Genomic DNA, 13,491 nt, shown 5'->3' on the forward strand with positions numbered 1-13,491 from the left:
CTCCATCTGCGGCCCCGCCCCTGATCAGCGGCGCACCGCTCAGGCCTCGGTGACCCCTTGTGTCTCACCGAGCACATGAAGCTGCGTGGCCACGGAGTGGAAGGCGGGCAGTTCGGCCGCGGCCTCCTCCAGCTTCAGCAGGGCTTCCAGGGCTCCGGGCTCGGTGTCGACGAGCACACCGGGGACGAGGTCGGCGAAGATCCGCACACCGTGCACGGCCGCGACGCCGAGGCCCGCGCCCTCGATCAGCTCGGTGAGCTGCTCGGCGGTGAAGCGGTGCGGCACGGGGTCGCCCGCGCCCCAGCGGCCGTCCGGATCTCCCAGGGCCTGCCGGGCCTCCTTGAAGTGGCCGGCGAGGGCACGGGCGAGCACGGCACCGCCGAGGCCGGCCGCGAGCAGGCTGAGAACGCCCTCGGGGCGCAGCGCGGCGACCGCGTTGCGGACGCCCTCGGCGGGGTCGTCCACGTATTCCAGGACGCCGTGGCACAGTACGGCGTCGTACCCGCCGCGCTCGACCACGTCGAACAGACCGTGGACATCGCCCTGGACGCCCCGCACACGATCGGCCACGCCTGCCTCGGCGGCGCGGCGCTCCAGCGCGAACAGCGCGTTGGGGCTGGGGTCGACGACGGTGACCCGATGGCCGAGGCGGGCGACCGGGACCGCGAAGTTGCCGCTGCCGCCCCCGGTGTCGAGGACGTCCAGCGACTCCCGTCCCGCGGCCTTGACCCGGCGGTCCAGGGCCTCCTGGAGGACCTCCCAGACCACGGCGGTACGGAGAGAAGCGCGGGGGCGCATCGGGTCCGACACGGCAGTTGACTCCTCGGCGCGGCACCGCCTCTTGCGCGGCGGAGCGAACGGGGGCGCCTTCCCGGCCCGGTGCGGGCGGCGGGAAGGCTCAGGCGTCCTCCACCCTATTGCCTCCGGCACCTGGCACGGTCACCACGGTCCCGGGCGGGCGGCGCCGGTCCCGGGCGGCGGACGCCGGTCACCCCGCGTCCGGCATGGCGTCGCGCGGTGCGGCGGACCGCGGGTCGTCCGCGCGCTCCGGGCCGCCTGTGCCGCCCGGGTCCTGGCGCGGCTGCGGAAGCACCGGCTGGAGCACCAGCATCCGCTCGACGAGGCGGACGAACATCGCCACGTCGCGTATCAGGTCGTCGGCGTCGCGGCGGGTGGCCGCGCCCTGGATGCCCGCCTCGGCCCGCGCGCGGCGCCGGGCTCCGGCGGCGAACAGCGCGCTCCACTCGGCGAGTTCGGGCGCTATCTCGGGGAGCACTTCCCAGGCGCTGCGGATCCTGGCGCGGCGCCGGGACGTGGGTTCGGGGCGGCCGCGCGCGGCGAGCACGGCGGCGGCGGTGCGCAGGGCGGCGAGGTGGGCGGTCGCATAGCGCTCGTTGGGGGTTTCCAGAACGGCTGCCTCGTCGAGTCCGGCACGGGCCTGGGCCAGCAGGTCGAGGGCGGCGGGCGGGGCCGTGGTCCGGCGGAGCACGGGGTGCACGTCGCTCGCCGGGCCGTTCAGTGAGGGGGCAGGGCCGGTGGCGCGGCGCCGGTGGGCGGCGGCTGCGTGGGAGCTGGCCATGACGAACCTCCTGTCGTCTGGGTGACGGCACTGTGGCCGTATGTGCCCATCGTGCGGTATGCCACTGACAATCCGATCTGACCTGGGCTTTTGCTTCGATCGAAAGTTCGGGTTAGTTTTTGCACTGACCAGTCAGTTCAAATTGGGGAGTTCGGGCTCGCCGCGCCGCGGCTCGGCGAGCCCGAAGTCTCCTGCGGGATTCCAGGGGATGGACGGGATGGACATGGGGGGAACCGGGGACGGCACCGCCGTCACGGCCCGGGACTTCGGGCTCGAGGGCCCTCGGGGGTGGGCCTTCCGCGGGGTCCGCGTCGACGCCGGGCCGGGCGCGCTGATCGCGATCGAGGGACCGTCCGGGTCGGGTCGCACCTGCCTGCTGCTCGCGCTGACCGGGCGGATGAAGGCCACGGAGGGCACGGCGACCGTGGGCGGGGCCCGGCTGCCGAAGCGGTTGGCGGCCGTGCGCCGGGTCAGCGCCCTGGCCAACGTCACCGGGGTCACCGACCTCGACCCGGCCCTGACCGTCGGGGAGCACCTGCGTGAACGGGCGCTGCTCCAGCGGCGGTTCGGCGGTTCCGTACGCGGGCTGCTGCGCCCCCGGGCGGAGCGCGTGACGGAGGCGAGGCTGCGCGTCGACACCGCGCTGGCCGCCGCCGGACTCGACCCGGAGACCCTGCCCAAGGGCGCCCGCACCGCCGTACGCGACCTGGAGCGGCTGGAGGCACTGCGCCTGTCGATCGCCCTCGCGCTCATCGGGCGGCCCCTGCTGCTCGGCCTCGACGACGCCGATCTGAAGCTCTCGGCGGCCGAACGGGCCGACGTGTGGGCGCTGTTGACATCCCTCACCGAGGCCGGGACGACGGTCGTCGCGGTGTGCAGCGAGGCCCCGGAGGGCGCGATCGCCGTCACCGCCCGGCCCATCCCTGACACCGACACGGACACGGACACGGGCGCCGGTGTCGCCACCGGCACCGGCATGGCATCCGGTACGGAATCCGGCGCCGCCACCGACACGAAGGCCGCCGCCGAGGCCGACGCGAAGACCGACACGAAGACCGACACGAACACCGACGACGAAGCGAAGGAGGCGGCCGATGCGCTCGCCGAAACTGGCCGCGCTTGAGCTGCGCCGCTTCGGCCGGGGCCGACTCCCCCGTGCCGCGCTGGTCGCGCTCCTGCTGCTGCCGCTGCTGTACGGCGCGCTGTACCTCTGGTCGTTCTGGGACCCGTACAGCCGTCTCGACCGCATCCCCGTGGCGCTGGTGAACGAGGACAAGGGGGCGACCGCCGACGGGAAGAGGATCACGGCGGGCGACGACATCACCGAGGGGCTGCGCGACAGCGGGACGTTCGAGTGGCACGAGGTGAGTGCCGCCGAGGCACGCGCGGGCGTGGAGGACGGCACGTACTACCTGTCACTGACCATGCCCGCCGACCTCAGCCGGCGCGTCGCCTCCAGCGCGGGCGACTCCCCCGAGACCGGCGCCCTCCAGGTGCGCACGAACGACGCGAACAACTACATCGTCGGGCAGATCTCCCGGACGGTGTTCAGCGAGGTGCGCACGGCGGCCTCGACCAACGCGTCGCGGTCCTTCCTGGACCGCATCTTCGTCTCGTTCTCCGACATCCACGGAAAGACGGTGAAGGCCGCCGACGGTGCCGACCGGCTCAAGAACGGCATCGGAAAGGCCGAGCAGGGCTCGCAGGACCTCGCGGACGGACTGAAGGACGCCCGGGACGGCAGCACCGAACTGTCGAAGGGCCTGAAGAAGCTCGACACGGGCGCGGGCGACCTGGCGGACGGCTCGCGGCAGGTCGCCGAGGGCACCCGGACGCTCGCCGACCGGGTCCACGGGGTCGCGGACACGGTGGGCCCGTTCGTGGCGGACAACGAGAAGACCATCGGGGACACCGCCCGTCTGGTCGCCGACTCGGCGGCGGCGATCCGCCACGACCTCGACACCCTGGTGAAGACCGCCCCTGTCGCCGCCAGGGGCGCGCACGCGGCCTCGGACGCCCTCGGCGACATCTACGAGCGGCGCTGCGAGACCCCGGTGCTGCCCGACACCGCCTGCGCCGACCTGAAGAAGGCCCGGCAGGCCGCCGCCGACGTGGCGGTGATCGCCGACGACCTCAACACGCTGATCGCCGACCAGGACGGCGACCTGGCGAAGCTCGACACCGACCTGAGCGCCCTCCAGAAGCAGGCCCGGGCACTGGCCGACCGCGCGCCGCACCTCTCCGAGGACCTGGACGACGCCGTCTCCAAGATCGACAAACTGAACGCCGGCGCCACGAAGGTCGCCGCCGGGGCGAAGCAGCTGCACACCGGACTCGGCACCGCCCGGACCGGCGTGGGCGACCTCGACCAGGGCATCGGCAGGCTCGGTTCGGGCGCCGAGGACCTGAACGGCGGCATGTACAAGCTCGTCGACGGCTCCGGCACCCTGGCCGGCGGCCTGCACGACGGCGCCCAGCGGATCCCCGACTACGACACCCAGGACCGCGACCGGCGCACCGAGGTCATGGCCGACCCGGTCCAGCTGGCCTCCAGGGACCTGCACAAGGCGCCGAACTACGGCACCGGTTTCGCCCCGTACTTCATCCCGCTGTCCCTGTGGGTGGGCGCGATGGTGGCGTACATGCTGATCCCGCCGATGAACCGGCGCGCGCTCGCCGCGGGCGCCTCGGCCTGGCGGATCGCGCTGGCCGGCTGGCTGCCGGTGGTCGCGGTCGGCGTGCTCCAGACGTCGGCCCTGATGGCCGTGCTGCACTGGGCGATCGGCCTGGAGATGGCGCGGGCGGCCGGAACCGTCGGCTTCCTGTTCCTGGTGGCCGCGTGTTTCGCGGCGCTCGTGCAGTGGCTGAACGCCCGCTTCGGAGCGGCGGGCCGGATCCTCGTCCTGGCGCTGCTGATGCTCCAGTTGACGTCCGCGGGCGGCACGTACCCCGTACAGACCAGTCCCCGCTTCTTCAACGCGATCCATCCCTTCCTGCCGATGAGCTACGTCGTCGAGGCCCTCAGAAGGCTCATCACGGGCGGTGGCCTGGGCCCGGTGTGGCAAGCGTGCGCCGTGCTCACGGCGTTCACCGCGGGCGCGCTCGCGCTCACCGCGCTGTCGGCGCGCCGCCGCCAGGTGTGGACCCTCGACCGGCTGCACCCGGAGCTGAGCCTGTGATCCCCCGAGGGACGGACGCGGACACGGTTGCTGTGAGAATCAGGCCCATGGAAAGCAGCAGCGCCAGGTCGGGCGGCAGCACGCGCCGCGAGGCCACCCGGCAGAAGCTCTACGAGGCGGCCGTCACGCTCATCGCCGAGCAGGGGTTCTCCGCCACCACGGTGGACGAGATCGCCGAGCGTGCCGGGGTCGCGAAGGGCACGGTCTACTACAACTTCGCGAGCAAGTCCGTCCTGTTCGAGGAGCTGTTGCGGCACGGTGTGGGACTCCTCACCGCCTCCCTGCGGGAGGCGGCCGCGCGGACCGATCAGGAGGGCGGCACCAAGGTGGACGCCCTGGACGCGATGGTCCGCGCCGGGCTCGTCTTCATCGACCGCTACCCGGCCTTCACCCAGCTGTACGTGGCCGAGCTGTGGCGCACCAACCGGGCCTGGCAGTCGACGCTGATGGTGGTCCGGCAGCAGGCGGTGGCCGTCGTCGAGGGCGTGCTGCGCGAGGGCATCGAGGGCGGCGAGTTCAGCGAGGAGATCGACGTGCCGCTGACCGCGGCCGCGCTGGTCGGCATGGTGCTGGTGGCGGCCCTGGACTGGCAGGCGTTCCAGCCGCAGCGGTCGCTGGACGACGTGCACTCGGCGCTGTCCCGGCTGCTCCAGGGCCGGGTCAGCGGCGGCCGCTGAGCGCTCCGCCGCGAGCACGGTGACGATCCCGCGGGCCGCCCGTGGCCGGTCGCGCGGTTCCCCGTGCCCACCGGGCACCCGCTCGGCGACGCCCGCCGCGCCCGCCCCTCGGTCACCCGCCCGGCAGCGCCCGCCGTGCCACCACGCGCGAAAGCGCCGGTCCGTCGTGGCCGCGTCCCCCGCGGGCCACCTAGAACCGGCGCTTCCCCGTGCTTCCCCCCGTACTCCCCCGTCTCCCCCATCCGGGTTCCCGTCCCCCGGGCCCCGGGTCCCCGTGCCTCGCTCCCGCCGACCGGGCCGGCGGAAGGAGCGGTCGAGGGCCGGGCCGTTCCGCCGCCCCGTGTCGGCGGTGCCGGCGCCGTGCCCCTTCCCGTGCCTCCACTCTCTCGTTCCCGCAGGTGGCGGCCCATCCGCGCGCGTACTCATCTCCCTCACTAGGTACGCCTACTCAGCCCTGCGCACGCGAGCCCAGGACGGAGCGCCGCCCAGTGGTTACGATCGCGGACGTGTCCGTACTCCCTCTGGTGTTCACCAGCGGCTGGGCCAGCGGCATCAACGCCTACGCGCTGGTGCTGCTGCTCGGCGTCTTCGGCGCGACCGGGGTGAGCGACGACATCCCCGCGACCCTCCAGCGCCCCGAGGTGCTCGCCGTGGCCGGCGCGCTGTTCCTGTGCGAGGCGGTGGCCGACAAGATCCCGTACGTGGACTCGGCGTGGGACTCGGTGCACACGGTGGTCCGGCCGCTCGCCGGCGCCTGGGTCGGGGCGCTGCTCGCCGGGCAGAGCGGTTCGCTCTCCGACGTGGCCGCGGGACTCATCGGCGGTTCGACCGCGCTGGCCAGCCACACGGTCAAGGCCGGGACACGGATGGCGGTGAACACCTCGCCGGAGCCCTTCAGCAACATGGTCGTGAGCCTGGCCGAGGATCTGGGGGTCGGCGGAGTCGTCACCTTCGCGATGTTCCACCCGCTGCCGGCGGCGATCATCGCGGGCACCCTGCTGCTGGCCGGACTGCTGGTGCTGTTCTTCCTCGTCGCGCGGATCCGGCGCTTCCTGCGCCGCAGGGCCCAGCGGCGCGAGGAACGGCGGCTGGCCGCGCACCCGGGACGGCCGCCGGACTGACCGCCCGCGCCCCGGCCTGTCGGTGCCGGTCGATAGAGTCGCGGACATGGCACGGATTGCGGTGATCGGCGCCGGGATGGGCGCGATGGCGGCCGCTGCCCGGCTGGCCGTCGCGGGCCACCGGGTGGCGGTGTACGAGCGTACGGGGACGTACGGCGGCGCGGTGGGCCGCTTCGAGCGGGACGGCTTCGCCTTCGACACCGGTCCCGGGCTGCTCCCGGTGCCCGCGGTCTACCGCGACCTGTTCGTCAAGACCGGCAGGGAGCCGCTGGAGGAGTGCGTCGAGCTGGTCCAGGTCGACCCGTCCTCGCGGCACGTCTTCGCGGACGGCACGGAGGTGTCCCTGCCGAACGCCTCCCGCGCGGGTGTCGTCTCCGCTCTGGACCGGGCGCTCGGAGCGGACGCGGGGCAGCGCTGGGGCGACTTCCTGGTGCGGGCCCGCGAGGCCTGGGACCGCACCCGCCGGCCGCTGCTCGAAGAGCCCCTGTGGTCCGACTGGTCGGTGCTGGCCGAGCGCGAGCCCTATCCGGCGGTCCCGCACAAGCGGCTGCTGCGCACCCGGCGGGCCGGCACGCTCGCCGAGGTCGGCGCGTGGGAGCTGCGCGACCCCCGGCTCGCCGCGCTCCTGGAGAGCCACGCCCTCGCGTTCGCCCTGGACCCGCGCAGGACCCCGGCGAGCGCGGCCGTCCTGCCCTACATGGAGCACGCCTTCGGCACCTGGTACGTCCGCGGCGGCCTGCGGGAGCTGGCGCGCGCGGTGTACGAGCGGTGCGTGGCGCGCCGGGTCGAGTTCGTGTTCGGTGCCGAGGTGCGCACGGTCCTGGAGAAGGACGGCCGGGCGGCAGGAGTGGAGCTGGCCGACGGATCGGTGGCGGAGGCGGACCATGTGGTGGCGGGGGTCGACCCCGACGTGCTGGACAGGATGACCGAGCATCAGCTCTACGGCGACGGCGATCTGCGACCCGGCCGTCTGGACTGGTGCCAGTCCGGACGGTTCTCCGTGCTGCTGGCGCTGCGCGGGTCCCGCGAGCCGGGCGCGGCCCACCGGACGGTGGTGCACGCACCCGACCGCACGGCCGAACTGGACTTCCTCAGCATGGTCACGGACGATCCCGTGCGTCCCACGGTGACCGTGCTGCGGCCGGACGACCCCGCGCTGCGCCCCGACGACGAGCACGAGTCCGTGGTCCTGTCGGCCGCGATCCCGCCGGGCGCCGAATGCGGTTCCGACGACGCCGAGGAAATCCTCGCGGACCTGCTCGTCGAGGCCGCCGAGACCGCCGTACCCGGCCTGCGCGAGCGTCTGCTGTGGCGCGAGTGGCACTCGCCCGAGCACAGCGAGGACGAGACGGGTTCCTCGTTCGGAGGCCTCCCCGCGCCCGCGCTCGCCGCCGGTCGCGGCCGCTTCCTGCGTCCGGCCAACGTCACCGCGCTGCCGGGGCTCTACCGGGTGGGGGGCTGGTCGCACCCCGGCGGCGGTCTCCCGCACGCCGGGATGTCGGGTGCGCTGGTCGCCGGGCTGATCGTGGAGGGGCCGGACTTCCGGGGCTCGCAGTGACAGGCCGGTAGGCCCGGGCCGTCAGAAGCGGTACTGCTCGTCGAAGCCGTTGCCGCCGTTGCCGTGCTGCTGTCCGTCGCCCTGGTACGGGTACTGCTGCTCCGGCGGGAGTTCACCGCCGTAGGGGTCGTCGGTGCTGCGCTGCTGCGGCACCCACACCCCGCCGGCGGGGGTCTCGCCGCCGTACGTGCCGTTGCCGTACTGGTCCTGGCCGTAGCCCTGCTGGGTGTACTGGCCGTCGTAACCGGCGTCGTACGAGCCGCCGCCGTACGTCTGGGTGCCGATGTACGGGTCGGAGTAGGCCGCGTACTGCTGCTGGCCGGTCGTGTCGTATCCGTACTGCTGCTGCTGGTAGCCCGAGTAGCCGTCGTACCCGTACGTCTGGTCGGCGCCCTGGGCGGCCGTCGCGTACTGGTCCTGGGGCTGGCCCGTGGCGGCGTAGGAGTTGTCGTATATGCCGTAGGAGCCGGTGTCGTCGGGCAGCGGCTGCGGCTCGTACACCGAGGTGGTCTCGGCGGCCGTGGGGTCGGCCGCCTGCCCCGGGGTGAACACGTCGTCCCGGTCGTACTCCTCGTCCTGCCGGTAGGCGGGCTGCTCCTCGGCGTACCTGCCGTCGTCGGTGTGGCCGCCCTCCGCGGACTCGAGGTCGGAGACCTCCAGGGCCGGGTCGTGACGGTCCGCCTTGCCGCGGCGGCGCTTGGTGCCGGCGTCCTCGGCGTCCGGGCGGCTGACCGCCCAGCCGGCCGCGAAGCCGCGCCGGAACGACAGGGTGACGTAGGTCTGGCCGACCGCGAAGGCGGCGGCGCCCAGTCCGATGACGATCACGGACGGGATGAGCACACCGACGACGACGAGAAGAAAGCCGCCGAAGGCGAGCAGGCGCCAGCGAAGCCGCGCCTTGTACTGCAACAGCACCTCGCCGAGCAGCCACAGTGCGACGATGCCGAACGCGATGTAGAGGACCGTCCAGCCCATGTACGCCCCTCTCCCAGTGGCCGCTACGCAGTGTGTCGTATCCCGGTGCGGCCGGTCTAGGCCTGCGGTGGGTGGTGCAGGCCCAGATGTTCGTAGATTTCCAGCGTGGCCGTGGAGTTGTTGAGCGTGATGAAGTGCAGACCGGGCACTCCCTCGGCCAGCAGCCGTGCGCAGAACTCCGTGGCACAGTCGATGCCAATGGAGCGTACAGCGGCCGGATCGTCTTTGGCTGTGAGGATCCGCTCTTTCAGACCCGAGGGGATGGTGGCGTTGCTGAGTTGGGGCAGTCGCTCGAGCATCTTCACGCTGGTGACCGGCATGACCTCGGGGATGATCGGCGTCTCGCAGCCGGCCGCCGCCACCCGGTCGCGCAGGCGCAGGTACGACTCCGGCTCGAAGAACATCTGCGTGATGGCGTAGTCGGCGCCCGCCCGGCACTTGTCCACGAAGTGGACGACGTCCGTGTCCCAGTCGGCGGAGCGCGGGTGCATCTCCGGGAAGGCGGCGACACCCACGCAGAAGTCGCCCGACTCCTTGATGAGCCGGACGAGTTCGGCGGCGTAGGTCAGACCCCGCGGATGCGGAACCCAGTCGGCCATGGGGTCGCCGGGCGGGTCGCCGCGCACGGCGAGCATGTTGCGGATCCCGGCGTCGGCGTACTGGCCGATGATGTTGCGCAGTTCGGCGACGGAGTGGTCGACCGCGGTGAGGTGGGCGACCGGGGTGAGGGTGGTGTCGGCGGCGATCTGCTCGGTCGCCCGCACGGTGCCCGCACGGGTGGAGCCGCCCGCGCCGTACGTCACGGAGACGAAGTCCGGGGCGACCGCCTCGACCCTGCGCAGCGCGTTCCAGAGGTTGCGCTCGCCCTTCTCCGTCTTGGGGGCCCAGAACTCGAAGGAGTAGACCGTCTTGCCGGTGGCGAGCATGTCACGCACCGTGCGCGCGTGGTCCGTCCTGGTGGATGCGGTTCCGAGGGCCATACCGGCAGGTTAGCCAGGCGGGGGCGGCCACCCAACCGAATGCGGGAAAAATGCCCGGATTGTCGACTTGTTGTCCACCCTTTGGACACCACGGCCGATCCGACGGCCGATCCGACGGCGGGGCGCTACGCCTGCCGCAGCCGCTTGGTGAACTCCGTCGCCGCGGCGCCCGGGTCGTCCGCCTCGGTGATCGCCCGGACGACGACGACCCTGCGGGCGCCCGCGTCGAGCACCTCGTCGAGGTTGTCCAGGTCGATGCCGCCGATGGCGAACCAGGGGCGGTCGGTGCCGAGGGCGGCGGTGTGGCGGACCAGGTCGAGGCCGGGAGCGGGCCGGCCGGGCTTGGTGGGCGTCGGCCAGCAGGGGCCGGTGCAGAAGTAGTCCACGCCCTCCTGGACGGCGGCGGCCGCCGCCTCGGCCTCGGCGTGCGTGGAGCGGCCGATGAGGACGTCGGCGCCGAGGATCGCGCGGGCCGCGGGAACCGGCAGATCGCCCTGGCCGAGGTGGAGCACCCGGGCGCCGGCGGCGTGGGCGACGTCGGCCCGGTCGTTGACCGCGAGCAGCTTGCCGTGGCGGGCGCAGGCCTCGGCGAGGACCGCCAGGTGGTGCAGCTCCTCGGCCGCCTCCATGCCCTTGTCGCGCAGCTGCACGATGTCGACACCACCGGCGAGGACCGCGTCCAGGAACTCGGCGAGGTCGCCCTGGCGCCTGCGGGCGTCCGTGCAGAGGTAGAGCCGGGCGTCGGCGAGCGCGGCGCGTGCGGTGGCGGCAGCGGTGTCGGGCATGCGTGATTCCCCCCGGGTGCCCCCGGCGGGGGCGCTGGTCGGTGGCGTACGGCCGCGGCGTGCCATGGGCGGGGCCGCGGCCGTACGTCGGACGGTTGTTCGGATCAGCAGGTCAGACGGCGAGCGCCTGGGCGCGGCGCTTCACCTCCGTGCCACGATTCTCACTGAGCGCCTGCGCGGGGGTGCCGGGCAGGCTCTCGTCGGGGGTGAACAGCCACTCCAGCATCTCCTCGTCGGAGAAGCCGTCGTCCCGCAGGAGCGTCAGGGTCCCGTGCAGGCCCTTGACGACCTTGTCCTCGTCGATGAAGGCGGCGGGGACGTGCAGCGCCTTGTTCTCGCCCCGGCGTACGGCGATGAGCTGGCCCTCCTTGACCAGCTGCCGCACCCGGGTCACCTCGACGTCGAGCATCTCGGCGATGTCCGGAAGGGTGAGCCAGGCGGGGACGAGAGCATCAATCTTTGCGTCAATCTCGGTCACGCCTTCAAGACTGCCATCCCGGACTGACAGTGGGTAGCCGGGCTGCCCCCTGCGGGCTACGCGGTCGCCGCCTTCAGCGGCAGCGCGGGGTCCTCGAGCAGCCCGGCGTCCATCGCCGTACCGGCCTCGATCAGCCTTCTGCCCTGGGCCAGGTCCCGCGGCCGCCCCACGGCGAGCAGGGCGACCAGACGGCCCTCGCGCAGCCAGCACACGCTCCACGCGGGGCCGGCCGGGTCGCCGCGCCGGACCACCGTGTCGGCGGCGGCGTAGTGGCCGGCGTACTGCACGAAGCGGCCGAACTGCTCGGACCAGAAGTACGGCACCGGGTCGTAGACCACGGGAGGCTCGTCGGTGGCGTCGCCGATGATGTTCGCCGCGACCGTGCGCGGGCCCTGGAGGGCGTTGTCCCAGTGGTGGACCAGCAGGCGCTCGCCGTACCGTCCCGACGGGAAGGAGGCGCAGTCGCCGACCGCGTACACGTCGGGGGCGGAGGTGCGCAGATGGGCGTCGGCGAGGACCTCGTCGTGCTCGCCGAGGGCGATGCCGGAGCCGGTAAGCCATCGCGTGGCGGGGCGGGCGCCGATGCCGACCACGACCGCGCCCGCGGGCAGCCGCGTGCCGTCGTCGAGCACCACCGCGCCGGGCTCGACGCGCTCCACGCGTGCGTGCGTGCGCAGCCGGGCGCCGCTGTCGGCGTACCAGGCGGACATCGGGGCGGCCACGTCGGCGGGCAGCGCGCCGGCCAGCGGGCGGTCGGCGGCCTCGACGACCGTGACCGCGCAGCCCGCCTCGCGCGCGGCCGTGGCGAACTCCGCGCCGATCCAGCCGGCACCGACGACCACCACGTCGTGCTGCCGGGCGAGCACGGGGCGCAGCCGCTCGGCGTCGTCGAGGGTGCGCAGCAGGTGCACGCCGGGCACGCCCTCCGTGCCCGGCAGCCGGATCGGTTCGGCGCCGGTGGCGAGGACGAGCACGTCGTACGGCACGGGGCCCTCGTCGGTGTCCAGCTCGCGGTCTTCCGGCCGGGCGCCCAGCACCTCGCGGCCGAGCCGCAGCCCGATGCCGAGCGCCTCGAAGTCGACGTCGAAGGCCGAGCCCTCGGCCTTGCCCAGCAGAACGGCCTTGGACAACGGGGGCCGGTCGTAGGGCTGATGGGGCTCCGCGCCGAGCACGGTGACCGTGCCGGTGAAGCCCTGCTCCCGCAGGGCGACCGCGGTCTGTACCCCGGCCATGCCCGCGCCGACGACGACCACCCGCCGCTCCGCCGCCGACGTGCCTCGTTGCTGCGTCTGCTCGCTCACCTGATCACCATAGACTCGTGAAAGCTGTCGCCTACCCGCATAGGTGTCACGCCATACCCGGGTGACCAGCGTCGTACCCCGCATCATCGGTCGTCGCCTGCCGTGGCCTGCCGCCCTCGGACGGCCACAGACGGCCCAGCCAGGGGCGCATCGCGCGGGCGTCGGCTTGTCGCACCGTCCTCCGCGCGGGACTTGCCCATATCCAGCGTCATCCCGAGCTCTTCGACGGCTGCCTCACCGAGACCGGACCGGCCATCACCCCACACCGACCGGCCCCAACCCGAGAGGCTCAGCAACTACCTTCAAGGGTGGGAGAGTTGAGAGCCGGAAAGTGCTTCTCTCCGCTCTCGTCGAACCGTCAGTTCCTCGACGGACGCTCGAGGTTCCGAGATGCCTTCAAGGCTGTCGAGGGTGATGTCACCGCCTGCGGTCGCGAGTTCGGCTCCCTCGGTCCTGCCCGAGGTGACGCCGACGCCCGAAGCGCCACCCTCAAGTCCTGTGCGGACGTCCTCGGGGGAGTCTCCGATGATCACGGTGTCGGCGCGGGTGAAGACCGTTCCGTGTGCGGCTCGGGCGCGTTGCTGCGGGAGGCCGACGAGGGAGGTCCGGACCGGCAACCGCGGCGCGGTCGTCGGGGTGATCCGCGAGCAGGACGCGGAAGAGGCGGTGCGCCCGCCTCGTCCGGTGACGGTCTTGCCGGTGCGCGAGGAGCCGCGGCTGTTTGGCGAACAAGTGTCATGGCCTCAATGCGCCATCTCCATGATCTGGTTCAGCGTCAACTCCTGATCTGAGTATGGCCCCGGCCCACACACCGGTGCGGAGCCGCTCTTGGATGTCTGCGCTTTCGAGGAGCTGGTA

Annotated in this window: 14 protein-coding genes; 6 read left to right on the forward strand and 8 right to left on the reverse strand. The window is 73.2% G+C overall.

Annotated elements, in window-relative coordinates:
• Window positions 1–39: 39 nt before the first annotated feature.
• Window positions 40–810: a class I SAM-dependent methyltransferase gene (locus tag ACFV0T_RS32920; RefSeq protein WP_385787291.1), complete on the reverse strand. Its 771-nt coding sequence runs from the start codon at window positions 808–810 to the stop codon at window positions 40–42.
• 178 nt (window positions 811–988) lie between these two features.
• The gene (locus ACFV0T_RS32925) at window positions 989–1,579 is read right to left on the reverse strand and encodes an SAV_6107 family HEPN domain-containing protein (protein ID WP_385787294.1); all 591 of its coding nucleotides are present in this window, start codon (window positions 1,577–1,579) and stop codon (window positions 989–991) included.
• A gap of 223 nt (window positions 1,580–1,802) precedes the next feature.
• Here ACFV0T_RS32925 and ACFV0T_RS32930 point away from each other — a divergent pair, with 223 nt between their 5' ends.
• The 5 genes from ACFV0T_RS32930 (at window position 1,803) to ACFV0T_RS32950 (ending at window position 8,114) form a co-directional block, all read left to right on the forward strand.
• Window positions 1,803–2,702 (forward strand): ATP-binding cassette domain-containing protein, encoded by a 900-nt coding sequence (locus ACFV0T_RS32930; RefSeq protein ID WP_385787296.1) that lies wholly within the window; start codon window positions 1,803–1,805, stop codon window positions 2,700–2,702.
• Window positions 2,674–4,758, forward strand: coding sequence for a YhgE/Pip family protein (locus ACFV0T_RS32935; RefSeq protein WP_385787299.1), 2,085 nt, complete (start codon window positions 2,674–2,676; stop codon window positions 4,756–4,758). The genes ACFV0T_RS32930 and ACFV0T_RS32935 overlap by 29 nt, the downstream gene beginning before the upstream one ends.
• 47 nt (window positions 4,759–4,805) lie before the next feature.
• Window positions 4,806–5,435, forward strand: coding sequence for a TetR/AcrR family transcriptional regulator (locus ACFV0T_RS32940; protein WP_385787302.1), 630 nt, complete (start codon window positions 4,806–4,808; stop codon window positions 5,433–5,435).
• Window positions 5,436–5,941: 506 nt separating this feature from the next.
• Window positions 5,942–6,556 carry a DUF4126 domain-containing protein gene (locus ACFV0T_RS32945; protein ID WP_385787305.1) on the forward strand — a complete coding sequence of 205 codons (615 nt, stop codon included), beginning with the start codon at window positions 5,942–5,944 and terminating at the stop codon, window positions 6,554–6,556.
• A gap of 46 nt (window positions 6,557–6,602) precedes the next feature.
• Window positions 6,603–8,114 (forward strand): phytoene desaturase family protein, encoded by a 1,512-nt coding sequence (locus ACFV0T_RS32950; RefSeq protein ID WP_385787308.1) that lies wholly within the window; start codon window positions 6,603–6,605, stop codon window positions 8,112–8,114.
• A 21-nt stretch (window positions 8,115–8,135) separates the two neighbouring features.
• On the opposite strand, the gene ACFV0T_RS32955 is transcribed toward ACFV0T_RS32950, so the two are convergent.
• The 6 genes from ACFV0T_RS32955 to ACFV0T_RS32980 all read right to left on the reverse strand — a co-directional run bounded on the left by ACFV0T_RS32955 (window position 8,136) and on the right by ACFV0T_RS32980 (window position 13,166).
• Window positions 8,136–9,089: a hypothetical protein gene (locus ACFV0T_RS32955; protein WP_385787310.1), complete on the reverse strand. Its 954-nt coding sequence runs from the start codon at window positions 9,087–9,089 to the stop codon at window positions 8,136–8,138.
• A 56-nt stretch (window positions 9,090–9,145) separates the two neighbouring features.
• Window positions 9,146–10,069, reverse strand: coding sequence for a methylenetetrahydrofolate reductase [NAD(P)H] (gene metF / locus ACFV0T_RS32960; protein ID WP_385787313.1), 924 nt, complete (start codon window positions 10,067–10,069; stop codon window positions 9,146–9,148).
• 125 nt (window positions 10,070–10,194) lie between these two features.
• Window positions 10,195–10,854 (reverse strand): thiamine phosphate synthase, encoded by a 660-nt coding sequence (gene thiE / locus ACFV0T_RS32965; RefSeq protein ID WP_385787315.1) that lies wholly within the window; start codon window positions 10,852–10,854, stop codon window positions 10,195–10,197.
• Window positions 10,855–10,966: 112 nt separating this feature from the next.
• Entirely contained in the window at window positions 10,967–11,332 is a 366-nt protein-coding gene (locus ACFV0T_RS32970; RefSeq protein ID WP_385787319.1) for an Rv2175c family DNA-binding protein, read from the reverse strand.
• Between the two features lie 56 nt (window positions 11,333–11,388).
• Window positions 11,389–12,633 carry an NAD(P)/FAD-dependent oxidoreductase gene (locus ACFV0T_RS32975; RefSeq protein WP_385787321.1) on the reverse strand — a complete coding sequence of 415 codons (1,245 nt, stop codon included), beginning with the start codon at window positions 12,631–12,633 and terminating at the stop codon, window positions 11,389–11,391.
• Between the two features lie 302 nt (window positions 12,634–12,935).
• Window positions 12,936–13,166 carry an HAD hydrolase-like protein gene (locus ACFV0T_RS32980; RefSeq protein WP_385787324.1) on the reverse strand — a complete coding sequence of 77 codons (231 nt, stop codon included), beginning with the start codon at window positions 13,164–13,166 and terminating at the stop codon, window positions 12,936–12,938.
• Here ACFV0T_RS32980 and ACFV0T_RS32985 point away from each other — a divergent pair.
• Window positions 13,159–13,419, forward strand: a complete 261-nt coding sequence (locus ACFV0T_RS32985) for a hypothetical protein (RefSeq protein WP_385787327.1) — start codon at window positions 13,159–13,161, stop codon at window positions 13,417–13,419. The two genes, ACFV0T_RS32980 and ACFV0T_RS32985, sit on opposite strands and share 8 nt — an antisense overlap.
• Window positions 13,420–13,491: the final 72 nt, after the last annotated feature.

It is taken from the genome of Streptomyces sp. NPDC059582, from assembly GCF_042735715.1.
In the GTDB taxonomy this organism is placed as follows: Bacteria; Actinomycetota; Actinomycetes; order Streptomycetales; family Streptomycetaceae; genus Streptomyces.

Bases quoted from the DNA above. Each gene is read 5' to 3' on its own strand.
- ACFV0T_RS32985 (WP_385787327.1), top strand. From the start codon at position 13,159: ATGATCACGGTGTCGGCGCGGGTGAAGACCGTTCCGTGTGCGGCTCGG.
- ACFV0T_RS32955 (WP_385787310.1), bottom strand. From the start codon at position 9,089: ATGGGCTGGACGGTCCTCTACATCGCGTTCGGCATCGTCGCACTGTGG.
- ACFV0T_RS32925 (WP_385787294.1), bottom strand. From the start codon at position 1,579: ATGGCCAGCTCCCACGCAGCCGCCGCCCACCGGCGCCGCGCCACCGGC.
- thiE (WP_385787315.1), bottom strand. From the start codon at position 10,854: ATGCCCGACACCGCTGCCGCCACCGCACGCGCCGCGCTCGCCGACGCC.
- ACFV0T_RS32940 (WP_385787302.1), top strand. From the start codon at position 4,806: ATGGAAAGCAGCAGCGCCAGGTCGGGCGGCAGCACGCGCCGCGAGGCC.
- metF (WP_385787313.1), bottom strand. From the start codon at position 10,069: ATGGCCCTCGGAACCGCATCCACCAGGACGGACCACGCGCGCACGGTG.
- ACFV0T_RS32950 (WP_385787308.1), top strand. From the start codon at position 6,603: ATGGCACGGATTGCGGTGATCGGCGCCGGGATGGGCGCGATGGCGGCC.
- ACFV0T_RS32930 (WP_385787296.1), top strand. From the start codon at position 1,803: ATGGGGGGAACCGGGGACGGCACCGCCGTCACGGCCCGGGACTTCGGG.
- ACFV0T_RS32935 (WP_385787299.1), top strand. From the start codon at position 2,674: ATGCGCTCGCCGAAACTGGCCGCGCTTGAGCTGCGCCGCTTCGGCCGG.